The organism is Mycolicibacterium grossiae, from assembly GCF_008329645.1.
Lineage (GTDB): Bacteria > Actinomycetota > Actinomycetes > Mycobacteriales > Mycobacteriaceae > Mycobacterium > Mycobacterium grossiae.
The window spans coordinates 556,287-582,923 of the sequence record NZ_CP043474.1 but is presented as its reverse complement, the minus strand read 5'-3'; the positions used below and the strand labels follow the sequence as shown (position 1 = coordinate 582,923).

The 26,637-nt window shown below is 70.0% G+C and carries 28 protein-coding genes; 16 read left to right on the top strand and 12 right to left on the bottom strand.

Annotated features, from left to right (window positions below; genetic code table 11):
- Nucleotides 1-17: 17 nt before the first annotated feature.
- A complete protein-coding gene (locus tag FZ046_RS02900; RefSeq protein ID WP_070353126.1) occupies nucleotides 18-575 on the top strand; it encodes an isochorismatase family protein in 558 nt (185 codons plus the stop codon).
- Here the strand turns inward: FZ046_RS02900 and ipdE2 are convergent.
- From ipdE2 to fadD3, 4 genes are read right to left on the bottom strand one after another with little or no spacing between them, the layout of a single operon-like run.
- On the bottom strand, nucleotides 572-1,519 hold the full coding sequence (ipdE2, locus tag FZ046_RS02895; RefSeq protein WP_407664441.1) for an acyl-CoA dehydrogenase IpdE2: 948 nt from the start codon (nucleotides 1,517-1,519) through the stop codon (nucleotides 572-574). The genes FZ046_RS02900 and ipdE2 overlap by 4 nt on opposite strands.
- Nucleotides 1,516-2,475: an acyl-CoA dehydrogenase family protein gene (locus FZ046_RS02890; RefSeq protein WP_070353128.1), complete on the bottom strand. Its 960-nt coding sequence runs from the start codon at nucleotides 2,473-2,475 to the stop codon at nucleotides 1,516-1,518. The genes ipdE2 and FZ046_RS02890 overlap by 4 nt, the downstream gene beginning before the upstream one ends.
- A 1-nt stretch (nucleotide 2,476) precedes the next feature.
- The gene (locus tag FZ046_RS02885) at nucleotides 2,477-3,607 is read right to left on the bottom strand and encodes an acyl-CoA dehydrogenase family protein (protein ID WP_070353129.1); all 1,131 of its coding nucleotides are present in this window, start codon (nucleotides 3,605-3,607) and stop codon (nucleotides 2,477-2,479) included.
- Nucleotides 3,607-5,190, bottom strand: coding sequence for a 3-((3aS,4S,7aS)-7a-methyl-1,5-dioxo-octahydro-1H-inden-4-yl)propanoate--CoA ligase FadD3 (gene fadD3 / locus FZ046_RS02880; protein WP_070353130.1), 1,584 nt, complete (start codon nucleotides 5,188-5,190; stop codon nucleotides 3,607-3,609). The genes FZ046_RS02885 and fadD3 overlap by 1 nt, the downstream gene beginning before the upstream one ends.
- A gap of 89 nt (nucleotides 5,191-5,279) precedes the next feature.
- Between fadD3 and ipdE1 the strand changes: the two genes are divergently transcribed.
- The 6 genes from ipdE1 (at nucleotide 5,280) to FZ046_RS02850 (ending at nucleotide 10,386) form a co-directional block, all read left to right on the top strand.
- Complete coding sequence (gene ipdE1, locus FZ046_RS02875; RefSeq protein ID WP_070353131.1) at nucleotides 5,280-6,479, top strand: acyl-CoA dehydrogenase IpdE1; 1,200 nt, start codon at nucleotides 5,280-5,282, stop codon at nucleotides 6,477-6,479.
- The gene (ipdF, locus tag FZ046_RS02870; RefSeq protein ID WP_070353132.1) at nucleotides 6,476-7,264 is read left to right on the top strand and encodes a (5R,7aS)-5-hydroxy-7a-methyl-1-oxo-2,3,5,6,7,7a-hexahydro-1H-indene-carboxyl-CoA reductase; all 789 of its coding nucleotides are present in this window, start codon (nucleotides 6,476-6,478) and stop codon (nucleotides 7,262-7,264) included. The genes ipdE1 and ipdF overlap by 4 nt, the downstream gene beginning before the upstream one ends.
- 22 nt (nucleotides 7,265-7,286) lie before the next feature.
- On the top strand, nucleotides 7,287-7,547 hold the full coding sequence (locus FZ046_RS02865; protein WP_070353133.1) for a lipoprotein: 261 nt from the start codon (nucleotides 7,287-7,289) through the stop codon (nucleotides 7,545-7,547).
- A gap of 98 nt (nucleotides 7,548-7,645) precedes the next feature.
- Nucleotides 7,646-8,182 carry a TetR/AcrR family transcriptional regulator gene (locus tag FZ046_RS02860; RefSeq protein ID WP_246182997.1) on the top strand — a complete coding sequence of 179 codons (537 nt, stop codon included), beginning with the start codon at nucleotides 7,646-7,648 and terminating at the stop codon, nucleotides 8,180-8,182.
- Nucleotides 8,183-8,184: 2 nt separating this feature from the next.
- On the top strand, nucleotides 8,185-9,348 hold the full coding sequence (fadA6, locus tag FZ046_RS02855) for a steroid 3-ketoacyl-CoA thiolase FadA6 (RefSeq protein WP_070353135.1): 1,164 nt from the start codon (nucleotides 8,185-8,187) through the stop codon (nucleotides 9,346-9,348).
- 168 nt (nucleotides 9,349-9,516) lie between these two features.
- On the top strand, nucleotides 9,517-10,386 hold the full coding sequence (locus FZ046_RS02850; RefSeq protein ID WP_070353136.1) for a type IV toxin-antitoxin system AbiEi family antitoxin: 870 nt from the start codon (nucleotides 9,517-9,519) through the stop codon (nucleotides 10,384-10,386).
- A 67-nt stretch (nucleotides 10,387-10,453) separates the two neighbouring features.
- On the opposite strand, the gene FZ046_RS02845 is transcribed toward FZ046_RS02850, so the two are convergent.
- The 5 genes from FZ046_RS02845 to echA20 form a co-directional block, all read right to left on the bottom strand.
- Nucleotides 10,454-11,314: a hypothetical protein gene (locus FZ046_RS02845; RefSeq protein WP_070353137.1), complete on the bottom strand. Its 861-nt coding sequence runs from the start codon at nucleotides 11,312-11,314 to the stop codon at nucleotides 10,454-10,456.
- A gap of 109 nt (nucleotides 11,315-11,423) precedes the next feature.
- Complete coding sequence (ipdC, locus tag FZ046_RS02840; protein WP_070353138.1) at nucleotides 11,424-12,497, bottom strand: (3aS,4S,5R,7aS)-5-hydroxy-7a-methyl-1-oxo-octahydro-1H-indene-4-carboxyl-CoA dehydrogenase; 1,074 nt, start codon at nucleotides 12,495-12,497, stop codon at nucleotides 11,424-11,426.
- Entirely contained in the window at nucleotides 12,494-13,243 is a 750-nt protein-coding gene (gene ipdB / locus FZ046_RS02835) for a cholesterol ring-cleaving hydrolase subunit IpdB (protein WP_070353139.1), read from the bottom strand. Before ipdB ends, ipdC begins: the two co-directional genes overlap by 4 nt.
- On the bottom strand, nucleotides 13,240-14,118 hold the full coding sequence (gene ipdA, locus FZ046_RS02830; RefSeq protein ID WP_070353140.1) for a cholesterol ring-cleaving hydrolase subunit IpdA: 879 nt from the start codon (nucleotides 14,116-14,118) through the stop codon (nucleotides 13,240-13,242). Before ipdA ends, ipdB begins: the two co-directional genes overlap by 4 nt.
- 34 nt (nucleotides 14,119-14,152) lie before the next feature.
- A complete protein-coding gene (echA20, locus tag FZ046_RS02825) occupies nucleotides 14,153-14,908 on the bottom strand; it encodes a (7aS)-7a-methyl-1,5-dioxo-2,3,5,6,7,7a-hexahydro-1H-indene-carboxyl-CoA hydrolase (protein ID WP_070353141.1) in 756 nt (251 codons plus the stop codon).
- Between the two features lie 84 nt (nucleotides 14,909-14,992).
- Here echA20 and FZ046_RS02820 point away from each other — a divergent pair, with 84 nt between their 5' ends.
- Both FZ046_RS02820 and FZ046_RS02815 read left to right on the top strand, forming a co-directional pair.
- On the top strand, nucleotides 14,993-15,748 hold the full coding sequence (locus tag FZ046_RS02820) for an SDR family oxidoreductase (protein WP_070353142.1): 756 nt from the start codon (nucleotides 14,993-14,995) through the stop codon (nucleotides 15,746-15,748).
- Between the two features lie 8 nt (nucleotides 15,749-15,756).
- Complete coding sequence (locus FZ046_RS02815) at nucleotides 15,757-16,662, top strand: SDR family oxidoreductase (protein ID WP_070353143.1); 906 nt, start codon at nucleotides 15,757-15,759, stop codon at nucleotides 16,660-16,662.
- On the opposite strand, the gene FZ046_RS02810 is transcribed toward FZ046_RS02815, so the two are convergent.
- Nucleotides 16,659-17,111: a nitroreductase family deazaflavin-dependent oxidoreductase gene (locus FZ046_RS02810; RefSeq protein WP_070353144.1), complete on the bottom strand. Its 453-nt coding sequence runs from the start codon at nucleotides 17,109-17,111 to the stop codon at nucleotides 16,659-16,661. The genes FZ046_RS02815 and FZ046_RS02810 overlap by 4 nt on opposite strands.
- A gap of 90 nt (nucleotides 17,112-17,201) precedes the next feature.
- Between FZ046_RS02810 and FZ046_RS02805 the strand changes: the two genes are divergently transcribed.
- Nucleotides 17,202-18,365, top strand: coding sequence for a metallophosphoesterase (locus tag FZ046_RS02805; RefSeq protein WP_070353158.1), 1,164 nt, complete (start codon nucleotides 17,202-17,204; stop codon nucleotides 18,363-18,365).
- Nucleotides 18,366-18,374: 9 nt separating this feature from the next.
- Here the strand turns inward: FZ046_RS02805 and FZ046_RS02800 are convergent, their stop codons facing one another.
- Nucleotides 18,375-18,851: a nitroreductase family deazaflavin-dependent oxidoreductase gene (locus FZ046_RS02800; protein ID WP_070353159.1), complete on the bottom strand. Its 477-nt coding sequence runs from the start codon at nucleotides 18,849-18,851 to the stop codon at nucleotides 18,375-18,377.
- Nucleotides 18,852-19,241: 390 nt separating this feature from the next.
- Entirely contained in the window at nucleotides 19,242-20,405 is a 1,164-nt protein-coding gene (locus tag FZ046_RS02790) for a steroid 3-ketoacyl-CoA thiolase (protein WP_070353145.1), read from the bottom strand.
- Nucleotides 20,406-20,552: 147 nt separating this feature from the next.
- Between FZ046_RS02790 and FZ046_RS02785 the strand changes: the two genes are divergently transcribed.
- From FZ046_RS02785 to FZ046_RS02760, 6 genes are read left to right on the top strand one after another with little or no spacing between them, the layout of a single operon-like run.
- Nucleotides 20,553-21,791, top strand: a complete 1,239-nt coding sequence (locus tag FZ046_RS02785) for a cytochrome P450 (protein WP_070353146.1) — start codon at nucleotides 20,553-20,555, stop codon at nucleotides 21,789-21,791.
- A gap of 43 nt (nucleotides 21,792-21,834) precedes the next feature.
- On the top strand, nucleotides 21,835-22,899 hold the full coding sequence (locus FZ046_RS02780) for an acyl-CoA dehydrogenase family protein (protein ID WP_070353147.1): 1,065 nt from the start codon (nucleotides 21,835-21,837) through the stop codon (nucleotides 22,897-22,899).
- 5 nt (nucleotides 22,900-22,904) lie between these two features.
- A complete protein-coding gene (gene fadE29 / locus FZ046_RS02775; RefSeq protein ID WP_070353148.1) occupies nucleotides 22,905-24,080 on the top strand; it encodes an acyl-CoA dehydrogenase FadE29 in 1,176 nt (391 codons plus the stop codon).
- Nucleotides 24,077-25,042, top strand: a complete 966-nt coding sequence (locus tag FZ046_RS02770) for a bifunctional MaoC family dehydratase N-terminal/OB-fold nucleic acid binding domain-containing protein (RefSeq protein WP_070353149.1) — start codon at nucleotides 24,077-24,079, stop codon at nucleotides 25,040-25,042. Before fadE29 ends, FZ046_RS02770 begins: the two co-directional genes overlap by 4 nt.
- Nucleotides 25,039-25,440, top strand: a complete 402-nt coding sequence (locus FZ046_RS02765; protein WP_070353160.1) for a MaoC family dehydratase — start codon at nucleotides 25,039-25,041, stop codon at nucleotides 25,438-25,440. Before FZ046_RS02770 ends, FZ046_RS02765 begins: the two co-directional genes overlap by 4 nt.
- The gene (locus FZ046_RS02760) at nucleotides 25,440-26,597 is read left to right on the top strand and encodes a 17-hydroxy-3-oxo-4-pregnene-20-carboxyl-CoA lyase (RefSeq protein WP_070353150.1); all 1,158 of its coding nucleotides are present in this window, start codon (nucleotides 25,440-25,442) and stop codon (nucleotides 26,595-26,597) included. Before FZ046_RS02765 ends, FZ046_RS02760 begins: the two co-directional genes overlap by 1 nt.
- Nucleotides 26,598-26,637: the final 40 nt, after the last annotated feature.

The window sequence follows — 26,637 nt, the reverse complement described above, 5'->3', positions numbered from 1 at the left end:
GCTAGCCTCTGGCAGACATGACCACGTTGGAGAACCGGACCGACAGCGCCCTGCTCGTCGTCGACGTCCAGGTGGGTGTCGTCGCCGAGGCCCACGAACGCGACGCCGTCGTCGCCACCATCGACCGCCTCGTCGAGCGCGCCCGCATCCAGGGCGTCCCCGTGGTGTGGGTGCGCCACGCCGACGAGCGACTGGCTAAGGGCAGCGACGCGTGGCAGATCGTGCCCGAACTCGTCCCCGCCGACGGCGAGCCGGTGGTCGACAAGCGCTACGGCGACGCGTTCGAGGACACGGCGCTGGAGGCCGAGCTGGCCCGGCGCCGCATCGGGCGGCTGGTGATCGCCGGTGCCTGCACCGACCAGTGCGTGCGAAGTACCCTGCACGGCGGCTTCACCCGCGGTTACGACGTCACGCTCGTCACCGACGCGCACACCACCACCGACCTCACCGCATGGGGTGCGCCGTCACCGGAACGGGTCATCGCCCACACCAACCTCTACTGGTCCCACCAGGCCGCGCCGGGCCGTACCGCCGAGGCCGTCACCGCCGACGCGGTGTCGCTGCGCACGCCCTAGAGCAGTTCGGCCTCGAGCCGGCGCAAATGCTCGCGCGGTGGCCCGAGCAGCTGCGCGCTGCCGTGCGCGCGCTTGAAGTAGAGCTGCATGTCGTGCTCCCACGTGATGGCGATGCCGCCGTGCATCTGCACGGCCTCGGCGGCCACCGCGGTGAACGCCTCGGACGCCGTCACGCGCGCCAGGGCCGCCGACGTCGGCGACGGGTCCGCGATCGCGTCGTCGACGAGCGCACGCGCCGACTGCACGACGACGTACATGTCCGCCATCCGGTGCTTGAGCGCCTGGAAGCTGCCGATCGGCCGACCGAACTGCACGCGGTCCTTGGTGTAGGCGACGGTCAGGTCCAGGCAGCGGCTCGCGGCGCCGACCTGTTCGGCTGCGACGAGGATGGCGGCCAGATCGGCCAGCCCCGGGTCGGGCCCGAGCGGCTCGGACGCCGTCACCTCGACCGCGGCGAGCCGGCGGGTCGGGTCCATCGCGACCAGGGGCCGCGCGTCGAAGGTCGTCGCCCGGGTGGTGGTCGCGCCGTCGGTGCCGATGACCACGTCGGCTACGTCGCCGTTGACCACGAAGCCGGGATCGAAGACCACCGTCCCGATCGAGGCGCCCTCCGCCAGCGCCCCGAGGACCTCCTCGTCGGGGGCGTCGGCGGCGAGCAGCGCCAGTTCGGCGAGCGTGGTGCCGAGCAGCGGAGTCGGCACCAGGTTCCGGGCCAGCACCTCGAGCACCACCGCGGCGTCACCCAGCGCGCCGCCCGCGCCGCCCAGGTCCTCGGGCACCACCAGCGCGGCCGCGCCGACCTGCTCGCACAGCAGCGTCCACAGCTTCTCGTCGTATCCGCGCTCGGAGTCCATCGCCGCGCGGACCGCCTCGGGTGACGCATGCCGTTCGACGAGAGCGGACACCGTCTCGCGCAACAAATTCCGCTCGTCACTCGCGGTCACGACGCCAGCACCTCCAGCACCCGGGTGCGGTGCCACGTCGGGTCGCCCCATGCCGAGCGCAGCGCCTGCACGCGCACCAAGAGCAGCGAGAGGTCGTGCTCCTGGGTGTAGCCGATCGCCCCGTGGGTCTGCAGCGAGGTCCGGGCCGCCAGCAGGGCGGCGTCGGCCGCGGCGACCTTCGCAGCGCTGACGTCGCGCGCGGCGTCCGGCGAATCCTCGGCCAGCGACAGCGCGGCGGCGTACAGCAGCGGCCGGGCCAGCTCGACGGCGATGAGCACGTCGGCCAGCGCGTGCTTGATGGCCTGGTACGAGCCGATGACCCGGCCGAACTGCGTGCGCTGCTTGGCGTAGGCGACCGACGCGTCGAGCATCGCCTGGCCCGCGCCCACTAGCTGCGCCGCGGTGGCCAGCGCGCCGAACTCGAACGCCCTCGACGCATCCGCCGGGCGGGCGTCGCCGGCGGCCGTGACGTCGACGAGGGTGCGCGCCGGATCCACCGACGCGTGCACCTCGCCGGCCGTGCCGTCGCGCACGTCGCCGTCACCGGCCAGCAAGATCAGGTCCGCCCGGTCGGCGTCGACGGCGCGCGGGACGAGCGGCGGCTGTGCCACGGTCGCCAGCAGCTCCCCGGACGCCAGCCCCGCGACCCGCTCGTCGGCGGCCAGCAGGACCGGGGCGACGGCGACGGACTCGGCCACCGGGCCGGGGACGGCCCAGTAGCCCAAGCGCTCGACCGCCACCACCAGGTCCACCGGGTGCGCGCCGATCCCGTCGAACTCCTCGGGTACGGCCAGCGCCGTCACGCCCAGCTCGGCGAGGGTGGTCCACACCGTGCGGCCCGGCTCGGGGTTGCCCTTGGCCCAGGCGCGCACCGCCGCGGGCACCTTCGCCGCCCCGAGGGCCGCGTCGATGCTGGCGGCGAAGTCGCGCTGCGATTCGTCCAGTTCGAAGTTCACGTCACTTCGCCTCCCGCGGCAGGCCGAGCAACCGTTCGGCGATGATGTTGCGCTGAATCTCATTCGTGCCGGCGTAGATCGGGCCACCGAGTGCGAACAGCAGCCCCTCGGTCCAGCGGTCCTTGACCTCGGCGTCGGCGCCGCGGAGATCCAGGGCGGTCTGGTGCAGCGCAACGTCGAGGTCGGACCAGAACACCTTGGTGACCGACGATTCCGCACCGAGTTCACCACCGCGGGCCAGCCGCGACACCGTGCCGAAGGTGTGCAGCCGGTAGGCCTGCGCCTTGATCCAGGCGTCGGCCACTCGCTCGGCGTACGCCGGATCGCGCTGCTCCGCCCACGCCGCGACGAGCCGCTCGGCCGGGGCGAGGAACCGCGCCGGGCTGCGCAACGACATACCGCGCTCGTTGCTCGACGTGCTCATCGCCGCCCGCCAGCCGTCGTGCACGCCGCCAATCACGTCCTCGTCCGGGACGAAGACGTCGTCGAGGAACACCTCGCCGAATCCGGTGTCACCGCCGAGCTGTTCGATGGGCCGCACGGTGACGCCCTCGGCGTGCAGGTCGAACATGACGTAGGTCAGACCCTTGTGCCGCTGCGCCTCGGGATCGGAGCGGAACAGCCCGAAGGCTCGCTCGCCGAACACCGCTCGCGAACTCCAGATCTTCTGCCCGTTGAGCCGCCAGCCGCCGTCGGTGCGCGTCGCGGTGGAGCGCAGCGACGCGAGGTCACTGCCGGACTCGGGTTCCGACCACGCCTGCGCCCAGATCTCCTCGCCGCTGGCCATCTTCGGCAGGATGCGCGCCTGCTGCTCGGGAGTGCCGTGGGCGAACAGCGTCGGTGCCAGCATCGAGGTGCCGTTGGCGCTCGCCCGGCCCGGGGCGCCTGCCCGGAAGTACTCCTCCTCGAACACCACCCACTGCAGCAGCGTGGCGTCGCGGCCGCCGTACTCCTTCGGCCAGGCGATCACCGACAGGCCGGCGTCGTAGAGCACCTTGTCCCAGGCGCGGTGCTGCGCGAAGCCCTCGGCGGTGTCGTAGGACTTCGTCGGGAAGTGCCCGGTGTTGGCCCGCAGGAAGTCGCGGACCTCCGCCCGGAACTCCTCGGTCTCGTCGTCGATCGTGAGGTCCATCAGTTCATCTCTCGCAGTTGAGGTTTGACGACTTTGCCACCGGGATTGCGGGGCAGGGCGTCGAGGAACGCCACCGTGCGGGGCGCCTTGAAGTTGGCCAGGTGGGTACGGGCGAACCCGATCACCGCGGCCTCGTCGAGGTCTGCGCCGGACTTGGCGACGACGAAGGCCTTGCCGACCTCGCCGAGTCGTTCGTCGGGCACGCCGATCACCGCCACCTCGGCGACGCCGTCGAGCCGGGCGAGCACCTGCTCGATCTCGGCGGGGTAGACGTTGAAGCCGCCGCAGATGTACATGTCCTTGAGGCGGTCGGTGATCCGCAGATTGCCCGCCTCGTCCACGCTGCCGATGTCGCCGGTGTGCAGCCATCCGTCGGCGTCGATCGCGGCGGCGGTGGCCGCCGGGTCGTCGAGGTAGCCGAGCATCACGTTGGGTCCGCGCAGCAGCACTTCACCGGTGTCGGAACCCGCCGCGGCGTCGATCCGCAGGTCGAATCCGGCGATGGGCCTGCCGCTGGTGGTCGCGACGGTGACGGCGTCGTCGTCGGCCCGGCACATCGTGCCGAAACCCGCTGCCTCGGTGAGCCCGTAGGCCGTGAGCACGATGTCGATGTCGAGTTCGGACTGCATCCGTTCGATCAGCACGACGGGGATCGTCGCGGCACCGGTGACCGCGAAGCGCAGCGACGTCAGGTCGTGCTCGCCGCGGCGGGGGTGATCGAGCAGCGTCTGGTAGATGGTCGGTGGCCCGGGCAGCACGGTGATGCGGTGTTCGGCGACCGCGCGCATCGCCCGCTCGGGATCGAAGACGAGTTGCGGGACGAGGGTCGCGGCCTGCTGCAGGCAGGCGAGGATGCCGGCCTTGTAGCCGAAGTTGTGGAAGAACGGGTTGATGCAGAGGTAGCGGTCGGCGCTGGTCAGCTGCCCGCACGCCGCCCAGGCCGCCGGCGCTTCCAGGGACTGCCGGTGGGCGCACAGCACGCCCTTGCTGCGGCCCGTCGTGCCGGAGGTGAAGAGGATGTCGGCGACGTCGTCGGGCATCACGGCGGCCGCGCGGGCATCGGCGGCATCGAGATCGATGCCACGCGCGACGAACTCGCCCCACGACGCCTCGGCCGCGGCGTCGTCGTCCTCGATCGGGACGCGGACGACGTGCCGCAGCGCGGGAAGGGCGGCGCGGCTCAGGTCGTCGACGCGAGAGGCGCCGAGGAAGCGGCCCATGCCGAACAGCACCGGCGCCTCGGTGCGCGCCAGGATGTCGGTGGCCTCGCTGGCGGTGTACCGGGTGTTGAGCGGGACGACGACGGCGCCGGCGTAGGTGGTGGCCAGCGCGGCGACCACCCAGTGCCAGGTGTTGGGCGACCAGATGGCCACCCGGTCACCTGCGCGCACGTCGTGGGCGATCAGGGCCGCCGCCGCCCGCCGGACCTCGTCGCGCAGTGCGGCGTAGGTGAGAGTGCGGCTCTCGGTGACGACGGCATCGTGGTCGGCGAAGCGTTCGGCGATCCAGTCGAGCATCCCCGGGATGGTCCTCGGCCGCGACGCCTCGGAGTCCGCGCGCACCAGCCCCTGGGGCGTCGTCATCGATGCTCCTTTTGGGAGATTCACTCGCCCGACGGCTTTCGTCGTCGACCGGCCAACAAAGCAAGTGCTTGGTAGGTTAGCCTACTTCCATGGTGGCAGTCGAGGAGTTCCGGGCCGAGGTCCGCCAGTGGCTGGCCGACAACCTGGTCGGCGAATTCGCGGCGCTCAAGGGGCTCGGCGGGCCCGGGCGCGAACACGAGGCCTTCGAAGAGCGGCTGGCGTGGAACCAGCACCTGGCCAAGGCAGGGCTGACGTGCCTGGGCTGGCCCGTCGAGCACGGGGGCCGCGGCCTCACCGTCGCCCACCGCGTGGCGTTCTACGAGGAGTACGCCAAGGCCGACGCCCCGGACAAGGTCAACCACCTCGGCGAGGAACTGCTCGGCCCCACTCTGATCGCCTACGGCACACCGGAGCAGCAGCAGCGGTTCCTGCCGAAGATCCTCGACGTCACCGAGCTGTGGTCGCAGGGCTACTCCGAGCCCGGCGCCGGCAGCGACCTGGCGAACGTGGCGACGTCCGCCGAGCTGGACGGTGACCAGTGGATCATCAACGGACAGAAGGTCTGGACGTCGCTCGCGCACTGGGCGCAGTGGTGCTTCGTGGTCGCGCGCACGGAGAAGGGGTCCAAGCGGCACGCCGGGCTGTCCTTCCTGCTGGTGCCGCTGGAGCAGCCGGGCGTGCAGATCCGGCCGATCATCCAGCTCACCGGTGACTCGGAGTTCAACGAGGTCTTCTTCGACGACGCCCGCACCGATGCCTCGCTGGTGGTGGGCGAACCCGGTGACGGCTGGCGGGTCGCCATGGGCCTGCTGACCTTCGAGCGCGGGGTGTCGACGCTGGGCCAGCAGATCCGCTACCGCCGCGAACTGCTCGGCCTGGTGGACGTGGCCCGGAGCACCGGCGTGATCGACGACCCGGTGATCCGCGAGCGTCTCACCCGATCCTGGGTCGGCCTGCGGGCGATGCGGTCCTACGCGCTGGCGACGATGGACGTCGACGGGTCCGGACGGAACGGCTCGGGCAAGGGCAGTTCCCCGGGCAAGGACAGCGCCCCGGGCAAGGACAACGTATCGAAGCTGTTGTGGGCCAACTGGCATCGCGAACTCGGCGAGATCGCGATGGACGTCCGGGGGATGGCCGGACTGGTGCTCGACGACGGGCAGTTCGACGAGTGGCAGCGGCTGTTCCTGTTCTCCCGCTCGGACACCATCTACGGCGGCTCCAACGAGATCCAGCGGAACATCATCGCCGAGCGCGTGCTCGGCCTGCCCCGAGAGGCCAAGGGATGAACCTCGCGCAAGCGCCCACCGAGATCGAGGGCCACGGCCTGCTGACCGGCAAGACGGTGCTCGTCACCGCCGCCGCGGGCACGGGAATCGGCTCGACGACGGCTCGCCGCGCCCTGCTCGAGGGCGCCGACGTGGTGGTGTCGGACTACCACGAGCGGCGCCTGAACGAGACCCGCGACGAGCTGGCGGGCCTGGGCCTCGGCCAGGTGCACGCCGTGGTCTGCGACGTGACCTCCACCGAGGCGGTCGACGCGCTCATCGCGCGGTCGGTCGAGGCGGCCGGGCGGCTCGACGTGCTGGTCAACAACGCCGGCCTCGGCGGGCAGACCCCGGTCATCGACATGACCGACGACGAATGGGACCGCGTCCTCAACGTCACGCTGACCTCGGTCATGCGGGCCACCCGCGCTGCCCTGCGCTACTTCCGCGACGTCGAGCACGGCGGCGTCATCGTCAACAACGCGAGCGTCTTGGGTTGGCGCGCACAGCATTCGCAGTCGCACTACGCCGCGGCCAAGGCCGGCGTGATGGCACTGACCCGGTGCAGCGCGATCGAGGCGGTCGACTACGGCGTCCGCATCAACGCCGTGTCCCCGAGCATCGCCCGGCACAGGTTCCTGGAGAAGACGTCGTCGGCCGACCTCCTGGACCGGCTGTCCGAAGGCGAGGCCTTCGGCCGGGCTGCCGAGCCGTGGGAGGTCGCCACGACGATCGCCTTCCTGGCCAGCGACTACTCCAGCTACCTGACCGGCGAGGTCATCTCCGTGTCGAGTCAGCGGGCCTGAAGCGGCTCAGTACGCTGGCCGGGTGAAGCGTCTCGTCCTCGCCGTCTGTGCCGTCGCGGTGCTGGCCGGGTGTTCGGGCGCCAGCAACTCCGGTGGCGCCACCTCGTGCACCGAGTTCCTGGCGATGCGCACCGAGGACCGGGACGCCACCGTCGCCAAGCTGCTCAAGGAACGCAACGGGCGCAACGCGTCGACGACCGACGTCATCAACACCCGGCTGCGTCTGGTCGAGGCCTGCGAACCCGAGAACCGAGGGGACGCGTCCATCGGCAGCCTGTCCTGACGCGCCCGCTAGCCAAGCAAGTGCTTGGTAGGTATCCTCGACCCGTGGACAAGGCCCTGCCGACCCGCCGTGACGAGCTGCTGGTGCTCGCCGCGGCGATGTTCGCCGAACGGGGACTTCGGGCCACCACCGTCCGCGACATCGCCGACTCCGCCGGCATCCTGTCCGGCAGTCTCTACCACCACTTCAAGTCCAAGGAGCAGATGGTCGAGGAGGTGCTGCGCACCTTCCTGGACTGGCTGTTCGACCGCTACCGCGAGATCGTCGAGTCCGAGACCGATCCGCTGGCCCGCGTCGAGGGCCTCTTCATGACGTCGTTCGAGGCCATCGAGCACCGGCACGCGCAGGTCGTCATCTACCAGGACGAGGCCAAGCGACTCTCGGGGCTGCCGCAGTTCGCGTTCGTGGAGGAGCGCAACCGCGAGCAGCGGACGATGTGGGTGGACGTCCTCAAGCAAGGCATCGCCGAAGGTCGCTTCCGGCCCGACCTCGACGTCGACCTCGTCTACCGCTTCATCCGCGACACCACGTGGGTCTCGGTGCGGTGGTATCAGCCCGGCGGACCACTCACGGCCGAAGAGGTCGGAAGGCAGTACCTCGCCATCGTGCTCGGTGGCATAACGAAAGGAACGTAGCCATGGCTCAGGAAGCGTACGTCGTCGACGCCGTCCGCACCGCCGTCGGAAAGCGCAACGGGTCGCTCGCAGGTCAGCACCCCGTCGACCTCGGCGCGACCGCGTGGCGTGGCCTGTTCGACCGCACCGACATCGACCCCAGCGCGGTCGACGACGTGATCGCCGGCTGCGTCGACGCGGTCGGCGCGCAGGCCGGCAACATCGCCCGGCTGTCGTGGCTCGCGGCGGGATTCCCCGAGGAGGTCCCTGGTGTCACCGTCGACCGGCAGTGCGGGTCGAGCCAGCAGGCCATCTCCTTCGGCGCGCAGGCCATCATGGCCGGCACCGCGGACGTCATCGTCGCGGGCGGCGTGCAGAACATGAGCCAGATCCCGATCAGCTCGGCGATGATCGTCGGCGAGCAGTTCGGGTACACGTCGCCCACCAACGAGTCGAAGAGCTGGCTGCACCGCTACGGCGACCAGGAGATCTCGCAGTTCCGCGGCTCCGAACTCATCGCCGAGAAGTGGAGCCTGTCGCGCGAGGAGATGGAGCAGTACGCGCTGACGAGCCACCATCGCGCGCAGGAGGCCATCCGGTCGGGGTACTTCGAGAACGAGATCATCCCCGTCCAGGTCGACGGGGCGGGCTTCGTCACCGACGAAGGGCCGCGCGAGACCTCGCTGGAGAAGATGGCCGGGCTGAAGACCCTCGTCGAGGGCGGGCGCCTCACCGCGGCGATGGCCAGCCAGATCTCCGACGGAGCCAGCGCGGTGCTGCTGGCCTCCGAGCAGGCCGTCAAGGACCACGGCCTGACGCCGCGAGCCCGCATCCACCACATCAGTGCCCGCGGTGCCGACCCGGTGTTCATGCTCACCGGTCCCATCCCGGCGACCGAGTACGCGCTGCGCAAGACCGGACTGTCGATCGACGACATCGACACCGTCGAGATCAACGAGGCCTTCGCCCCCGTCGTGATGGCGTGGCTCAAGGAGACCGGCGCCGACCCCGCCAAGGTCAACCCCTCCGGCGGCGCCATCGCGCTCGGTCACCCGCTCGGAGCGACCGGCGCCAAACTGTTCGCCACGATGCTGAACACGTTGGAGCGCACCGGCGGCCGTTACGGCCTGCAGACCATGTGCGAGGGCGGCGGCACCGCCAACGTGACGATCATCGAGCGGCTCTAGGGGTCCGGGCGGGTCCGGCGCGTCCGGGCGCCCCACCGCGCCTCGAATGTGAATCTGACGACGCTTCACCTGCGATCTACGTCGTCAGATGCACACTCGCGCGTCGCGACCTGTGGATGAAGCCCCGGTCTGGGCACTGATTCGTCGGAGTGCGCGCAGCATGCGGCCATGACAGCGCTGCGATCGCCGTTCATCGGGTCCGAGGTGCTCGCCACCGGAGCGATCTCCGAACGCGCGATGCGCGCATCCCATCAGATGATCTATCCCGGGGTGTACCTGCCCGCGGGACGAGATCCCTCGGCACGCGAGCGCGCCTTGGCAGCGTGGCTCTGGTCGAAGCGGCGCAGCATCGTCGCCGGCCAGTCCGCCGCCGCGATGCTGGGAGCCAAGTGGGTCGACGGGCGAGCCCCCGCGGAGTTGATCCACGACAATCGCCGTCCGCCGCCGCTCATCACGGTGCGTGCGGACACGCTGCTCCCGGTGGAAATCCGCGACGTGGGAGGGATCCCGGTGACCACGCCGGCGCGGACGGGGTTCGACCTCGGTCGGCATACCGTGAGCCGGCTCACGGCCGTGCAGCGACTCGACGCGCTGTCCCACCGGACGTCGGTCACCGTCGACGACCTCGAGGCGGTCGCCGCCGCGCACCCGGGAGTACGCGGGCTGGCGCGGCTGCGATCGGTGTTGCCCCTCGTCGACGGGGGAGCGGAATCCCCGCAGGAGACCGCCGCCCGACTGGCCCTCGCCGACGCCGGACTGCCGCGGCCCGAGACGCAAGTCGACGTGTTCGGCCGATTCGGTGAATTCATCGCCCGGCTCGACATGGCCTACCCCGATGTTCACGTCGGCATCGAGTACGACGGCGCGCAGCACTGGACGGACCCTGCGGCGCGGCAGCGCGACATCGACCGGCTCTTCGAACTGACCGCACTCGACTGGACCGTCATCCGCGTCAGCCGGGACCTGCTGCGCTACCGCCGACCGACGTACGTCGCACGGGTCGAGCAGGCGCTGCGCGACCGCGGCGTCGTCTGGTGACGAGTGAGAATCTCACGACGCGAAACGCAGGTGGAGCGTCGCCAGATTCACACTCGGCGCACCGGACCTACACCGGCACGCCCTCGGCCTGGGCCTCGACGACGGTGCGCGAGGGGGCGTTGCGCTCCCACAGCACCGCGCCGACGCAGGCGGTCACGACCCAGCCCGTGCCGACCGCGCCGCACCACGTCAGCAGCGCCATCGCGACGCCGATCGGGCCGAGTTCGTCCCAGCCGTCGAGGACCGGCGGGAAGAAGATGCGGGACCCGAGCGGCAGCACGACGCCGTCGATGACGACGCCGGCCAGCCCGGCGAGCGCCAGGTACGCCCGGCCGCGGCCGCCGTCGCGGACGAGCAGCGCCGGCGTCACCGACCAGAACGCCCACACCGGCAGCAGCGACACGACGAACCGCACCATCCGCATCCCGGCGTGATGGTCGCCGCCGAAGGCAATGCGGTCGCGCACGCCGATCATCACCAGGTAGAGCACGAACCACGCCACGCCCCGCCACAGCCTGCCCGCGAGGCCGAACGGCTCACGTCGCCAAGCCTTCGCGAAGATGCCGGCGATCATGATGCCCATCGGGACGCCCCACACCAAGAAGCCCGCCAGTCCGACGAAGCTCCAGCTCGACCGCAGCGCCGACGAGTGCCCGAAGGCGGCGCGGACGTTGTCGGCGGCCGGGTGCGCCAGCCCGAGTTCGCGGATGATCAACGTGCCGGGGCTGGCGTTGTCGGCGAACCCGCGCAGGTACGCGAACCCCATGATCATCAGCGGGATGACGGTGGTGAACAGCTGCACCGACACCATGGCGCCGAGCGTGCCGCCCTCGATCTCGGTGAACCGGGCGGCGATCGCCGCGAGCGGACGCAGCCGGCGGGCGCGGGCCAGCCGCTGGTATGCCGCGAGACCCCTGCCGTCGGTCATGTGCCGGACTCCCGCCGCGTCGTCGTGACGCGGAGACGCTACCCGAAACCGCCACGCCCGCAACGCCTCGGCAGCGAGTCCGCAGCCACCGTCCAGCGAACGGCCAGGGTCAGTCGACGATGTAGCGGGCCGCGCCGCGCAGGTGGCTGACCGCGTCGTCGACGATCGCCGGCACGAGTTCCGCACAGGACGGCAGGTCGGCGAGGATGCCGGCCACCTGACCGGACGCCAGCACACCGGCGTCGGTGTTGCCCTCGACCAGGCCGGCCTTCAGCAGCATCGGGGTGTTGGCCGCCATGACGACCTGCGACCACGTCAGGTCCTTGCCGTGCCGCATCGCCAACCCGTCGGTGACCATCGACTTCCAGGTCATCCCGGACATCTTCTTGAACTTCTGCGCGTTGGCCACCGCGGCGGCGAGACCCCGCACCGGCGAACCGCTTTCCAGCTTCTCGACCAGCCCGGTGCGCAGCACGCGGTGCGGCATGCCGTCGACGCGCGTCGAGACCACCGTGCCGTCCAGTGCCGCCGACAGGTAGCGCTGCTTCACCGCGTCGGGGACCGTGGAGTCCGACGTCAGCAGGAAGCGCGTGCCCATCGCCACGCCGGCCGCCCCGTAGGACAGCGCCGCCGCCAGGCCACGGCCGTCGAAGAAGCCGCCCGCCGCGATCACCGGCATCCCGGTGTCGGCCACGGCGTCGAGGACCGAGGGCAACAGCAGCGTCGTGGCGATCGGGCCGGTGTGCCCGCCGCCCTCGCCGCCCTGCACGATCACGGCGTCGGCACCCCAGCCGGCGACCTTCTTCGCGTGCTTGGCCAACCCGACGGACGGGATGACGACGACGCCGGCGTCCTTGAGTTTGGCGATCAGGTCGGGCTTGGGAGCCAGGGCGAAGGAGGCGACTTTGACTCCTTCGCGGATCAGGAGGTCGACGCGCTGCTGGGCGTCGCCGGCGTCGGCGCGAATGTTGATGCCGAACGGTTTGTCGGTGGCGGCCTTGACCTTGGTCACGGCGGTCGCGAGTTCGTCGAGCGTCATGGTGGCCGACGCGAGGATGCCGAGCCCGCCGGCATTCGACGTGGCCGCCACCAGCCGGGCGCCCGCCACCCACCCCATGCCGGTCTGGACGACGGGATGCTGGATACCCACCAGGCGCGTCAACGCCGTCTCGAGGTGAGTCACGACCGGATCTCCCGGTCGCGCAGCCCCTTCGGGTCGATCACGTCGCGGATGAGGCGCAGTTCCTCGTCCGACGGTAGGCGGGTCGGTTCGGCGGCGTCCAGGCCGTGCACCTCGAACCCGGTGTTGTCGGCGACCTCCTGGGCGTCGACACCCGGATGCAGCGACACGGCCCGCATCTGGCGGTCCGGACCACCGAAGTCGAACACACCGAGATTGCTCACCACGCGGTAGACGTTGGCGAAGCGGAAGGCCGGGTTGTTTGGATCGACCTTGTCCCAGCCGATCCCGGACACGATGTCGACGCTGGTGCCGAACACGCGGGTGCTGTGACCGCCGACCCAGTAGCTGGTGGCGTGATTGATGGTGTTGCCGGGAGCGCCGCGCACGCCGAACATCTGCCGCTTCGGATGCTGGATCGGTCCGAACGCCGACAGGTTCTGATTGCCGTAGCGATCGATCTGGTTGGCGCCCATCACGACGTGGCGCCGTCCCCAGGACAGCGTCTCGAAGACGCGGCCGAACGGCATCCAGCCCTCGATGGCGCCGGTCGCGCCGAGTGCGGGCGTGTCGGCCAGCAGGCGCGCCTCGCCGTCGGTCAGCAGGATGTCCGGCGAGAACGTGAGGCGCGCCAGCCGCGCGCCGACGGAGACCATGTTGGCCATGGGGCTGACCATGATCTCGCCGGCGTCGCGGAACAGTTCGGCGCACGCGACGGCGCAGATCTCGGCACGGGTCGGCTCGGTCATGCCTGCTCCTTCGTGAACGCCTGCACCGCAGCCTGATAGTCGTCCTCGCTGCCGGAGAGGTACGTGGCGACGAACGTCGCCCAGCCCTCCTCGGAGCCGGCGGCCTCGGCGTAGTGCCGCTGGAACTTCTCATCGCGCCGGTAGTCCGGCTCCGCGGTCGTGAAGTGCGCGCCGTTGGGCGCTTCGACGACGGCGTCGACCATCATCCGATTGACCAGGAGTGCTTGCGGCGGAACGGACGTCACCAGCTCCTCGGTGGCGACGATGCGTTCCACCGACATCAGTCGACGTCGTGCGGACATCAGGAAGAGGTCGTCGAAGTACGGGTCGATGCCGGTGTAGGCGGCGTTGCCGGCGGCGTCCCCGACGTTCAGGTGCACCAACGCGGCGTCGAGGTTCAGCGCCGGCATGGCGATCAGCTCCTCGTGGCCGTCGCCCGTGGGGTAGGGGGAGGTGACGGTCTTGAGTTCGTCGCCCCAGAACGTGCGGACGTCGCTGCCGAGGCCGGCGCGGATCGGAAGGAACGGAAGTCGTTGCGCCGCAGCCTGCAAGCCACACCGCAGCATGCCCTCGTCCATCTCGCGCGCCTCGATGGCGCCGGTGGTGCGGGCCTTGGCGAACCACGGGTCGTAGAACGGCGGCGAGTCGAGGGACACGAAGCCGTAGTAGACCCGCTTGACCTTGCCCGCCGAGCACAGCAGGCCCAGGTCGGGTCCGCCGTAGGTGACGACGGTGAGGTCGGTGACGTCGGTGCGCAGCAGCGCGCGAACCAGGGCCATCGGCTTGCGCCGCGAACCCCAGCCGCCGATGCCGATCGTCATGCCGCTCTCGATGGACGCGACGGCGTCGTCGAGGGTGGTGCGCTTGTCCGCCATCAGATCCCCGCTCGCGTCGCTGGTGCCCGCCTCATCACTGCTTGCCCTTCGCGGTGCCCGCGAACGCGTCGCGGTGCTCGTCGGCCACGCCCGCCAGGTTCAATTCGAACGTGAACCCCTGCTCCATGCGGTAACTCGAGTTGACCCGCTGCACGTCGATGAGGTTGAGCGCCTCCTTCGCGGCGCGAATGACGCGGGTGTCCTTGGCGGCGATGTCGCGCGCCACCCGCAGGGCGGCCTCGTCGAGGTCGGCGCGCGGCACCACCTCGTGGACCGAGCCGAAGTGGTGCAGCGTGGCCGCGTCGACGGTGGCCGCGGTGAAGAAGAGGCGTCGCATCATGTGCTGCGGCACCAGCCGGGACAGGTGCGTCGCCGCGCCGAGCGCGCCGCGCTCGACTTCCGGCAGCCCGAACTTCGCGTCGTCGGAGGCGACGATGACGTCGGCGTTGCCGACCAGGCCGATGCCGCCGCCCACGCAGAAGCCGTTGACCGCGGCGACCACCGGGACCTCGCACTCGTAGACCGCCCGGAAGGCGTGATAGCACCCGCGATTGGCGTCGATCAACGCCGTGAACCCCTCGGTGTTCTGCATTTCCTTGATGTCGACGCCGGCGTTGAAGCCGCGTCCCTCGGCGCGCAGGACGACGACGTGCGTATCGCGCTCGCGGCCGGCCGCGGTGATGGCGTCGCCGAGGTCGAACCATCCCCGCGACGGAATCGCGTTGACGGGCGGATAGTCGACGGTCACGGAGACGATGCCCGGCTCCACGGTCTTGGTCGTGATGGTCACGACGCCTCCCAGCGGTCGATGGTGGGGTCACTACCTAAGCAAGCACTTGCTTGGTACGCTAGCACAGTGAGCGACCTCGCCGGAATGGATCTTCGACTGCAGGGCCGCGTGGTGCTGGTGACCGGCGGCGTGCGCGGCGTCGGAGCCGGCATCAGCAGCGTCTTCGCAGCTCAAGGCGCCACCGTCGTGACGTGCGCGCGGCGTCCCGTCGACGGCAGCCCCTGGGAGTTCCGGCCGTGCGACATCCGCGACGACGACGCCGTCGAGGCCCTCGTCGAGGGCATCGCCGGCGACCACGGTCGCCTGGACGTGGTGGTCAACAATGCCGGTGGCTCTCCGTACGTCCCCGCCGCCGAGGCGTCGGCGCGCTTCAGCACGAAGATCATCGAACTCAACCTCCTCGGCGTCCTGTCGGTGTCGACGCACGCCAATGCGGTGATGCAGCAGCAGGATTCGGGTGGGGTCATCGTCAACGTCTCGTCGGTCAGCGGCCGGCGGCCCACGCCCGGCACGGTCGCCTACGGCGCCGCCAAGGCCGGCGTGGAGAACATGACGACCACGCTCGCCGTCGAGTGGGCGCCGAAGGTGCGGGTCAACACCGTCGTGGTCGGCATGGTCGAGACCGAGCAGTCCGAACTCTTCTACGGCGACGCCGAATCCATCGCCGCGATCTCCCGCAACGTGCCGCTCGGCCGACTCGCGAAGCCCGACGACATCGGTTGGGCGACGGCGTTCCTCGCCTCGGATGCCGCGTCGTACATCAGTGGCGCCTCGCTCGAGGTGCACGGCGGGGGAGAGCCGCCGCACTACCTGTCCACCACCACCGCAGACATCAAGTAGGAGACGACATGGGATTGCTCGACGGCCGCGCGGTCATCGTCACGGGCGCCGGCGGCGGCATCGGCCGGGCGCACGCGCTGGCCTTCGCCGCGGAGGGAGCGCGGGTCGTGGTCAACGACATCGGCGTCGGCCTCGACGGCTCGCCCGCGGGAGGCGGCAGTGCCGCCCAGTCGGTCGTGGACGAGATCACCGCTGCCGGAGGGCAAGCCGTCACCAGCGGCGCCAACGTCGCCGACTGGGCTCAGGCCGAGGGGCTGATCCAGACGGCCATCGATGCCTTCGGCGCGCTCGACGTCCTGGTGAACAATGCCGGCATCGTGCGAGACCGCATGTTCGCCAACACCTCCGAGGAGGAGTTCGACGCCGTCACCGCCGTCCACCTCAAGGGCCACTTCGCCACCATGCGGCACGCCGCCGCCTACTGGCGTGCGGAGTCGAAGGCCGGCAACACCCGCGACGCCCGCATCGTCAACACCAGTTCCGGTGCGGGACTGCAGGGAAGCGTCGGACAGGCCAACTACAGCGCCGCCAAGGCCGGCATCGCTGCGCTCACGCTGGTCGCCGCCGCCGAGATGGGGCGCTACGGCGTCACCGTGAACGCGATCGCCCCGTCGGCGCGTACCAGGATGACCGAGACGGTCTTCGCGGACATGATGTCGACGCAGGATGCGGCGTTCGACGCCATGGCGCCGGAGAACGTCTCGCCGCTGGTGGTCTGGCTCGGCAGCGTCGAGTCGCGGGAGGTCACCGGCCGCGTGTTCGAGGTCGAGGGCGGCATCATCCGCGTGGCCGAGGGTTGGTCCCGGGGCGCCGAGGCCGACAAGGGCAACCGTTGGGACCCGGCCGAACTCGGCCCGGTGGTGACCGACCTGCTCGCGTCCTCCCGCACCCCGCTGCCGGTGTTCGGCGCCTAGGGTTCGCAGACCACGAGCGGGATGACGCGGTCGGCGGCCTCCCGGTAGCTGCGGTAGGGCGGGTACATCCGGGTCAGGCGCGGCCAGTAGGACGTCCGCTCGTCGTCCGTCGCGTCGCGTGCCGTCATCGCGCGGGTGCGCGAGCCGTACTGCACCTCGACCCGGGGATGCTCCTTGAGGTTGAGGTACCACGCCGGGTCGTGGTCGCGACCGCCGTAGGACGCGGGCAGGACCACGCGGTCGCCGTCGATCAGGCACAGCGTCGCCGTCGTGCGCTCCTTGCCGCTGCGTCGGCCGGTCGTGGTGATGAGCGCTGCGGGCAACCACAGCAGCCGGGAGCCGATCAGTCCGTCGGTGTGCTGATAGGCCCAGATGTGCGCACGGGAGAAGTTCTTCAGCAACCAGGCCGTCAGTCCGGAGTTGCGGATCGGGTTGGCGCCGTCGCTCATGCGGCCGGATTAGCCCGCCGTCGCAGGTGGCAAACCGGCGGCCCGCACCGAAAACTAGGCTGGGCAGTCCGCCGACCCGTGGAGGACCGCATGTTCATCGTCATCCTGGCCGCCGTGCTGGGAGTGGGGCATCTCTACCTCTGGTGGCGCTTGGTCCGGGGCACCATGGCTCCCGGGCGTGGGCGCCGCATCGTCACGGCGGTGCTGGTGCTGCTGGGCCTGTTGCTGTTCGGGACGCTGGTGGTGCCCCGGATGCTCGACGTCGCCGAGCCGCCGTGGCTGGCATGGCCCGGCTATCTCTGGCTCGCCGTCGTCGCCTATCTGCTCCTGGCCGCACTGGTGGCCGAGCCGATCCGGCTCCTGCTGCGGCCATGGGCGAAGCGCTCGACGCCGGCGTCCCCCGACGCCCCGGAGCCGGGCGTCAACCGCCGCGTCTTCATCGCTCGCGCCACGGCCGCCGCCGCGGGCGCGGCCTCGGTCGGTCTGGTCGGCTACGGCGCTGCCACCGCGCTCGGTCCGCCGAACCTCCTGCGCGTCCCGGTACGCCTGCGCCGACTGGACCCTGCGTTCGAGGGCTACCGCATCGCGGTGGTGAGCGACATCCACCTCGGCCCGCTCGCCGGACGCGCCCACACCGAACGCATCGTCGAGGTGATCAACTCGGCCGACGCCGATCTGGTCGCGGTGGTCGGTGACCTGGTCGACGGCTCGGTCGGCGAGCTGGGCGGCGCCGCGGCGCCACTGCGCGATCTGTCGTCGCGCGACGGCGCCTTCTTCGTCACCGGCAACCACGAGTACTTCGTCGACGACACCGCCGAATGGCTGCGCGGACTCGAGCGATTGGGAGTGCAGCCGCTGCGCAACGAGAGCACCGTGATCCGGCGCGGCAGTGCGGCCTTCGACCTCGCCGGCGTCAACGACATCGGCGGCGCACGGATCGGCGACGGACCGGACTTCGACCGCGCGCTCGCCGCGACCGACTCGGCACGCCCGACGGTGCTGCTCGCTCACCAGCCCGTCCAGGTGTCCGACGCGGCCGCGCACGGCGTCGACCTCCAGCTGTCCGGGCACACCCACGGTGGGCAGATGTGGCCGTTTCACGAGGTGGTGCGGCTGGTGCAGCCGTCGCTGGCCGGATTGTCCACGGTCGACGGTACGCAGCTCTACGTGTCCCGGGGCGCCGGCTTCTGGGGTCCGCCCGTGCGGGTCGGTGCACCGCCGGACGTCACGGTGGTGACGCTCGGCGCCTCCTAGGCGGTGGGGCTAGGGGTCGCAGATGACGATCGGGATCTTGCGGTCGGTGTAGGACCGGTAGTTCGCGAAGTCGGGATACATGGCGTCGAGCTTGGGCCAGTACTCGTCGCGCTCGGCGTCCGTGGCATCGCGTGCTGTCAGTGCGTAGCGGCCGCGCTTGGTCTGAAAGGTGATGCGCGGGTTGGCCTTCAGGTTGAGGTACCACATCGGGTCGGTGGCGCGGCCGCCCTGCGAGGCGACCAACACGATGCGTTCGCCCTCCTGTAGGAACAGCAGCGGGCTGTCCCGGGGCTCACCGGACTTCCGCCCGGTCGTGGTGAGGATGCCGACCTCGGTACCGCGGAGGAACGTGTTGCCGAGCTTGCCGTTCGACTTCTTGAAGATCCAGGTCTGCGCCTTCGACATCCACTTGATGGCGGTGCCGACCTTCGCCGAGTTGAGGCTCTGGATCTGCTTGGGGCTCAGGGGCCGAGACGCTTCTGCCATGGGGCGAACCCATCGCTGGACGAAGGGGCGGATGTCGGCGCGGATGTGCTGGATGCGGCCGTCCGCGGTGAACGTGAACGTCTCGTCGACGTGTGCGCACACCCGCCGCCCCGCCAGCGTCGGCTTGGTGATGACGTCGAAGCGGGCACGCACCGCACCGTCGGTGACGGTGCAGTCCGGATCCGTGGTCGCGGCGATGACCCGGTACTGCACACCGCGATTGAGGCTGCGACGCAGGTGTTTCGCGGAGAAACCCGTCTTCAGCCCGAGTTCGACGCGGGTGCAGTCCGGGGCGAACGGCACGTCGTCGGCACGGTGGTCGGCCAGCGCGCGGACGTAGGCACGCGCCGCGTCGACGAGCTGCGCGTCGGTGACGGTGGGCATCCGACCCTAGATCCGCTCGATGATCGTGCCCGTCGAGAGGGCTCCGCCGGCGCACATCGTGATGAGCGCGGTGGACTTGTCGGTGCGCTCGAGTTCGTGCAGGGCCGTGGTGATCAGCCGGCTGCCGGTGCTCCCCACCGGATGGCCGAGGGCGATGGCGCCGCCGTTGACGTTGACGATGTCCATGTCGGGCTCGTGCACGCGGGCCCAGGACAGCACGACCGATGCGAACGCCTCGTTGATCTCGACGACGTCGATGTCGCCCATCTTCATGCCGGCCTTCTCGAGCACCTTCGTGGTCGACTGCACCGGACCGTCGAGGTGGTAGTAGGGCTCGGCGCCGACGAGCGCCTGGCTGACGATCCGGGCACGCGGACGCAATCCCAGCGCGCGGGCCTTGTCCTCGTCCATCCAGAGCACCGCGGCGGCGCCGTCGGAGATCTGCGACGAGGTCCCCGCGGTGTGGATGCCGCCCTCGATGACCGGCTTGAGCGACGCCAACCCCTCGAGCGTGGTGTCGCGCAAGCCCTGGTCCTTGGTGACCACGTGACGGTCACTGGTCGGCTGCTTGTTCTCGTCGAGGACCGGTGCCTCGATGCCGCTGATCTCGCGGTCGAAGCGGCCCTCGGCCCAGGCCTGGGCGGCCTTGCGCTGCGAGTCGAGGCCGAACTGGTCGATCTCCTCGCGGGTGATGCCGCGCCGCTTGGCGATGCGCTCGGCCGCCGTGAACTGGTCGGGCAGATCGATGTCCCACGACGCCGGGCGGATGATGCTGCGGTCCGGACCGGCGTTGGCGCCGAGCCCCACGCGGCTCATCGCCTCGATGCCGCAGGCGATGCCGACGTCGATGGCGCCGGCGGCGATCAATCCGGCGACCACGCCGTTGGCCTGCTGTCCGCTGCCGCACTGGCAGTCCACCGTCATCGCGCCGACGTGTTCGGGCAGACCGGCCACCAGCCACCCGACGCGGGTGATGTTGTTGGACTGCTCGCCGAACTGCGTGACGCAGCCGCCGACGACCTGTTCCACCTCGGCGGGGTCGATGCCGGCCCTCTCGACGAGGCCCCGCTGAGTGGCTCCCAGCAGCTCCGTGGCGTGCAGGCCGGACAACCATCCGTTGCGCTTGCCGATGGGGCTGCGGGTGGCTTCGACGATGACAGGGTTACCCATTCCGTCAGGCTAGAACACGTTTCATTACTCTGACAAGCAAGGGTGATGACCTGCCTTTCATCAGCCCAGAAGCCGTGTTTTACTGTGACTAGAACACGTTGCAAATCGAGGCGGGCCGCGGTGCCCGCCGGAAGGGCGACCACCCACATGATCCCCTCTGACTTCGACTTCCTGGACGCGACACTCAACCTCGAGCGGCTGCCCGTCGAGGAACTGGCGGAGCTGCGCGCGTCCGAGCCGATCCACTGGGTCGACGTGCCCGGTGGGACCGGCGGTTTCGGCGACAAGGGCTACTGGCTGGTGACCAAGCACGCGGACGTCAAGGAGGTGTCGAAGCGCAACGACGTGTTCGGCAGCTCGCCCGACGGTGCGATCCCGACGTGGCCGCAGGACATGACGCGCGACGCGATCGACCTGCAGAAGGCCGTGCTGTTGAACATGGACGCCCCCCAGCACACCCGGCTGCGGAAGATCATCTCCCGCGGGTTCACCCCGCGTGCGGTCGGACGGCTGGAGGAGGAACTGCGCAGCCGCGCCCAGCGGATCGCCGAGACCGCGGCCGCGGAGGGCACCGGCGACTTCGTCGAGCAGGTGTCCTGCGAGCTGCCGCTGCAGGCCATCGCCGGCCTACTGGGCGTGCCGCAGGAGGACCGCGACAAGCTGTTCCGCTGGTCGAACGAGATGACCGCCGGCGAGGATCCCGAATACGCCGACGTGGATCCCGCGATGTCGTCGTTCGAACTCATCACCTATGCGATGAAGATGGCCGAGGAGCGGTCCAAGAACCCGACCGACGACATCGTCACGCAGCTCATCGAGGCCGACGTGGAGGGCGAGAAGCTCTCCGACGACGAGTTCGGCTTCTTCGTCGTGATGCTCGCGGTGGCGGGCAACGAGACCACCCGCAACTCCATCACGCACGGCATGATCGCCTTCTCGCAGTTCCCCGAGCAGTGGGAGCTGTACAAGAAGGAGCGGCCCGGCACGGCGGCCGACGAGATCGTCCGCTGGGCGACGCCGGTGTCGGCCTTCCAGCGCACCGCGCTCGAGGACGTCGACCTCGGCGGCGTCCGCATCTCGAAGGGCCAGCGCGTCGTGATGTCCTACCGCTCGGCGAACTTCGACGAAGAGGTCTTCGACGAGCCGCACCAGTTCGACATCCTGCGCAGCCCCAACCCGCACGTCGGGTTCGGCGGCACGGGCGCGCACTACTGCATCGGCGCCAACCTGGCGCGCATGACGATCAACCTCATCTTCAACGCCGTGGCGGACGCGATGCCCGACCTGAAGCCAATCGGCGAGCCCGAGCGGTTGAAGTCCGGCTGGCTCAACGGCATCAAGCACTGGCAGGTGGACTACACCGGCAAGGGCGCGGTCACCGCGTAGGTCGGACCCAGGTCGAGACACCGGCGGATCAAGGAGGATTCGAGTGGACTTCAGCCCAGACGAAGGACAGCTGGCCGTCGCCGACGTGGTGACGTCGGCGCTCGGCCGGGAGAACAGCTGGCAGGGCCTGATCGATGGCGGTGTCCTCGGGTTCGGGGTTCCCGAGCGCCTCGGCGGCGACGGTCTCGGGCTGCCCGAGATCACCACGGCGCTGATGGAGATCGGCCGCCACGGGACCGTCAGTCCCGCCCTGGCGACCCTCGGCCTGGCGTTGCTTCCCCTGCTCGACGTCGCCTCCGCCGACCAGCAGGACCGCTACCTCGCCGGCGTCGGCTCCGGCGGTGCGCTGAGCGCTGCGCTCAACGAACCGGGCAGCTCGCTGCCCGACCGTCCCGCGACGTCGCTGAGCGAGGGCCGCCTCACCGGGACGAAGGTCGGCGTGCCGTATGCCGAGCAAGCCGCCTACCTGGTGGTGACGACGGCCGCCGGCGTGGCCGTGGTGGCGCCGACGGCCGAGGGCGTGACGCTCACCAAGACACCGACGGCCAACGGGTCCGAGGAATACGTGGTGACCTTCGACGACGTCGCGGTATCCGACGCGGACGTGATCGCCGGTGACGACGCCGTGCGCCGCGTCAACCGGCTCGCGCTGGCGGCGACCGGCGCCTTCGCCGCGGGGTTGGTGGCGGGCGCGTTGCGGCTGACGGCCGACTACGTGTCCAACCGCCACCAGTTCGGCCGGCCCCTGTCGACGTTCCAGACCGTCGCGGCGCAACTCGCCGAGGTCTACATCGCCTCCCGCACCCTGACGCTGGCGGCGACCTCGGTCGCGTGGCGGCTTGCCGAGGGATGGGACGCCGACGCCGATCTCGACGTGCTCGGCTACTGGCTCACCTCGCAGGCGCCCCCGGTGATGCAGACGTGCCACCACCTGCACGGCGGCATGGGCATGGACATCACCTATCCCATGAACCGGTATTACTCGTCCATCAAGGACCTGACCCGACTGCTGGGCGGCCCGTCGCATCGCCTCGATCTGGTGGGGTCGGCGCTGGGCGGGGAGAGCCCCGAGGAACTCTCACTGGGCGAGCGAAGCGACGGGAGATAGGTCACGTGTTCATCGAACTGACTCCGGAGCAGCGGCAACTGCAAGCCGAACTGCGGCAGTACTTCTCGACCCTCATCTCGCCCGAGGAGGCGAAGGAGATGGAGGTCGACCGGCACGGCAAGGCCTACCGGGCGATCATCAAGCGGATGGGGTCCGACGGCAAGCTGGGCGTCGGCTGGCCGAAGAAGTTCGGCGGCCTGGGCTTCGGTCCCATCGAGCAGCAGATCTTCGTCAACGAGGCCGCGCGCGCCGACGTGCCGCTGCCCGCCGTGACGTTGCAGACCGTCGGACCCACCCTGCAGGTCTACGGCACGGAACTGCAGAAGAAGAAGTTCCTGCCGGGGATCCTCGCCGGTGAGATCCACTTCGCGATCGGCTACTCCGAACCGGAGGCCGGTACCGATCTCGCGTCGTTGCGCACCAGCGCCGTTCGGCGAAGCGATGAGGCCGGCGAGTATTACGTAGTCAACGGCCAGAAGATCTGGACCACCGGCGGCCACGACGCCGATTACCTGTGGCTCGCCGTGCGGACGGATCCGGAAGCCGTCAAGCACAAGGGCATCTCGATCCTCATCGTCGACACCACCGACCCCGGCTACTCCTGGACGCCGATCATCCTGTCCGACGGCGCCCACCACACCAACGCCACCTACTTCAACGACGTCCGCGTCCCCGCCGACATGCTGGTGGGCGAGGAGAACGGCGGATGGCGGCTGATCACCACGCAGCTCAACCACGAGCGCGTCATGCTGGGCCCGGCAGGCAAGGTGGCCAGCGTGTACGACCGCGTGCACGCCTGGGCGTCCAAGCCCGGCGGTGACGGCGTCACACCGCTCGACCACGACGACGTGAAGCGCCTGCTCGGCGAGATCAAGGCGATCTGGCGGATCAACGAGCTGCTCAACTGGCAGGTCGCTGCGGGCGGCGAGGAGATCAACGTCGCGGATGCGGCCGCCACCAAGGTGTTCGGCACCGAGCGGATCCAGAAGGTCGGCCGTCTCGCCGAGGAGGTCGTCGGCAAGTACGGCAATCCGGCCGAGCCCGAGACCGCCGAACTGCTGGAGTGGCTGGACAGTCAGACCAAGCGCAACCTCGTCATCACCTTCGGTGGCGGCGTCAACGAGGTGATGCGGGAGATGATCGCCGCGGCGGGCCTGAAGGTGCCGAGGGTGCCGCGGTGACCGCCTCTTCCGCCGCGGATCTGCGGCCGGACATCGAGAAGATCACCGCCGAGGGCAGGAGCGCGCCGCGCACCGGCCGCGACCCGGTCAACCGCCCGATGATCCACCACTGGGTCGACGCCCTCGGTGACCGCAACCCGATCTACGTCGACGAGGAGGCGGCCCGCGCCGCAGGGCATCCGGGCATCGTCGCACCGCCGGCGATGATCCAGGTGTGGACGATGGGCGGTCTCGGTGAGGGGCGATCGGACGACGATCCGTTGTCGAAGATGATGCAGTTGTTCGACGACGCCGGTTACGTGGGCGTCGTGGCCACCAACTGCGAGCAGACCTACCACCGGTATCTGCAGCCGGGCGAGGAACTGACCATCCACGCCGAGATCACCGACGTGGTGGGGCCGAAGCAGACGGCGCTGGGCGAGGGTTACTTCATCAACCAACTGATCACCTGGACGGTCGACGAGGGTGAGACCGTCGCCGAGATGAATTGGCGCATCATGAAGTTCGCTCCGCGTGCGGCGGCGAAACCGGAGGTGCCCGACGACCTCGATCCCGACCTGCTGATGCGTCCGGCCTCGTCGAAGGACACCCAGTTCTTCTGGGATGGCGTCAACGCCCACGAACTGCGGATCCAACGCCGCTCCGACGGAACGCTGCAACACCCGCCGGTTCCCGCGGTCTGGCAGGACAGCCAGGCACCGATCGACTACGTCGTGTCCTCCGGCACCGGGACCGTGTTCAGCTACGTCGTGCATCACGCGCCGAAGGTCCCGGGCCGCAGCCTGCCGTTCGTCGTTGCACTGGTCGAACTGGAGGAGGGCGTACGGATGCTCGGCGAGCTACGCGGTGTCGAACCCGGCGACGTGACGATCGGCATGCCGGTGCGCGCAACCTATCTCGACTTCCCGGACAGTGACGTCAGCCCGGCCTGGACGCTGTACGCGTGGGAGGCGGCACGGTGAGCGCGCCGAGCATCGGGGTGGGCACCCAGCTGCCCGAACTCGAGATCTACGGTGACCCGACGTTCATCGTCTCGACGGCGATCGCCACCCGCGACTACCAGGACGTCCACCACGACCGGGACAAGGCGCAGGCGAAGGGGTCGAAGGACATCTTCGTCAACATCCTCACCGACACCGGTCTGGTGCAGCGCTACCTGACCGACTGGGCGGGCCCCGCGGCGCGGATCAAGTCGATCGGACTGCGCCTCGGCGTGCCGTGGTATGCCTACGACACGATCAGGTTCACCGGCGAGGTGACCGCCCTCGACGACGGTGTCGCCACCGTGAAGGTCGTCGGTGCGAACGGTCTCGGCAATCACGTCATCGCTACGGCCACTGTGGAATTGGGGGATCGGTGATGCTCTCCGGAAAGGCCGCGATCGCGGGCATCGGCGCCACGGATTTCTCCAAGGACTCCGGCCGCAGCGAGCTGCGCCTCGCCGCCGAGGCCGTGCTCGACGCGCTGGACGACGCCGGCCTGGCGCCGTCCGACGTCGACGGCCTGGTGACGTTCTCGATGGACTCGAATCTCGAGACGGCCGTGGCCCGTTCGACCGGGATCGGCGACCTGACGTTCTTCAGCCAGATCGGCTACGGCGGCGGCGCCGCAGCGGCCACCGTGCAGCAGGCCGCCCTTGCCGTCGCCACCGGCGTGGCCAGCGTGGTGGTGGCGTACCGGGCCTTCAACGAGCGCTCCGGGCACCGATTCGGGCAGGTGATGACCGGCCTCACCGTCAATGCGGACTCGCGCGGCGTCGAGTACAGCTGGTCCTACCCGCATGGGCTGAGCACGCCCGCGGCCTCGGTGGCGATGATCGCCCAGCGCTACATGCACGAATATGGTGCGACCAGTAAAGATTTTGGCGCCATCTCGGTGGCCGACCGCAAGCACGCCGCGAAGAACCCCAAGGCCTACTTCTACGAGAAGCCCATCACGATCGACGACCATCAGAACTCGCGGTGGATCGCCGAGCCGCTGCGGCTGCTGGATTGCTGTCAGGAGACCGACGGCGGGGTCGCGATCGTGGTCACCACGCCGGAGCGCGCCAAGGACCTCAAGCACCGGCCGGCCGTCATCGAGGGAGCCGCCCAGGCCGCCGGCGCCGACCAGTTCACCATGTATTCCTACTATCGCGAGGAACTCGGGTTGCCCGAGATGGGGCTGGTGGGCCGGCAGCTCTGGGACCAGAGCGGGTTGACGCCCGCGGACATCCAGACCGCGGTGCTCTACGACCACTTCACCCCGTACACCTTGATCCAGCTCGAGGAACTCGGCTTCTGCGGCCGGGGCGAGGCCAAGGACTTCATCGCCGACGGGGCGATCGAGATCGGTGGCCGGTTGCCGATCAACACCCACGGCGGGCAGCTCGGCGAGGCGTACATCCATGGCATGAACGGCATCGCCGAGGGCGTCCGTCAGCTGCGCGGGACGTCGGTCAACCAGGTGCCCGACGTCGAGCACGTCCTCGTCACGGCGGGGACGGGCGTGCCCACGTCCGGGCTGATCCTGGGCTGACCACCGCGGCGGGCGCCTCGAGAAGGTGCTGTTCCGCCCC

Coding starts and splice junctions, on each gene's coding strand:
- FZ046_RS02900 (WP_070353126.1), top strand. CDS start 18: ATGACCACGTTGGAGAACCGGACCGACAGCGCCCTGCTCGTCGTCGAC.
- FZ046_RS02885 (WP_070353129.1), bottom strand. CDS start 3,607: ATGGACCTCACGATCGACGACGAGACCGAGGAGTTCCGGGCGGAGGTC.
- fadD3 (WP_070353130.1), bottom strand. CDS start 5,190: ATGACGACGCCCCAGGGGCTGGTGCGCGCGGACTCCGAGGCGTCGCGG.
- ipdE1 (WP_070353131.1), top strand. CDS start 5,280: ATGGTGGCAGTCGAGGAGTTCCGGGCCGAGGTCCGCCAGTGGCTGGCC.
- ipdF (WP_070353132.1), top strand. CDS start 6,476: ATGAACCTCGCGCAAGCGCCCACCGAGATCGAGGGCCACGGCCTGCTG.
- FZ046_RS02860 (WP_246182997.1), top strand. CDS start 7,646: ATGTTCGCCGAACGGGGACTTCGGGCCACCACCGTCCGCGACATCGCC.
- fadA6 (WP_070353135.1), top strand. CDS start 8,185: ATGGCTCAGGAAGCGTACGTCGTCGACGCCGTCCGCACCGCCGTCGGA.
- FZ046_RS02850 (WP_070353136.1), top strand. CDS start 9,517: ATGACAGCGCTGCGATCGCCGTTCATCGGGTCCGAGGTGCTCGCCACC.
- FZ046_RS02845 (WP_070353137.1), bottom strand. CDS start 11,314: ATGACCGACGGCAGGGGTCTCGCGGCATACCAGCGGCTGGCCCGCGCC.
- ipdB (WP_070353139.1), bottom strand. CDS start 13,243: ATGACCGAGCCGACCCGTGCCGAGATCTGCGCCGTCGCGTGCGCCGAA.
- ipdA (WP_070353140.1), bottom strand. CDS start 14,118: ATGGCGGACAAGCGCACCACCCTCGACGACGCCGTCGCGTCCATCGAG.
- FZ046_RS02820 (WP_070353142.1), top strand. CDS start 14,993: ATGGATCTTCGACTGCAGGGCCGCGTGGTGCTGGTGACCGGCGGCGTG.
- FZ046_RS02815 (WP_070353143.1), top strand. CDS start 15,757: ATGGGATTGCTCGACGGCCGCGCGGTCATCGTCACGGGCGCCGGCGGC.
- FZ046_RS02810 (WP_070353144.1), bottom strand. CDS start 17,111: ATGAGCGACGGCGCCAACCCGATCCGCAACTCCGGACTGACGGCCTGG.
- FZ046_RS02805 (WP_070353158.1), top strand. CDS start 17,202: ATGTTCATCGTCATCCTGGCCGCCGTGCTGGGAGTGGGGCATCTCTAC.
- FZ046_RS02800 (WP_070353159.1), bottom strand. CDS start 18,851: ATGGCAGAAGCGTCTCGGCCCCTGAGCCCCAAGCAGATCCAGAGCCTC.
- FZ046_RS02790 (WP_070353145.1), bottom strand. CDS start 20,405: ATGGGTAACCCTGTCATCGTCGAAGCCACCCGCAGCCCCATCGGCAAG.
- FZ046_RS02785 (WP_070353146.1), top strand. CDS start 20,553: ATGATCCCCTCTGACTTCGACTTCCTGGACGCGACACTCAACCTCGAG.
- FZ046_RS02760 (WP_070353150.1), top strand. CDS start 25,440: ATGCTCTCCGGAAAGGCCGCGATCGCGGGCATCGGCGCCACGGATTTC.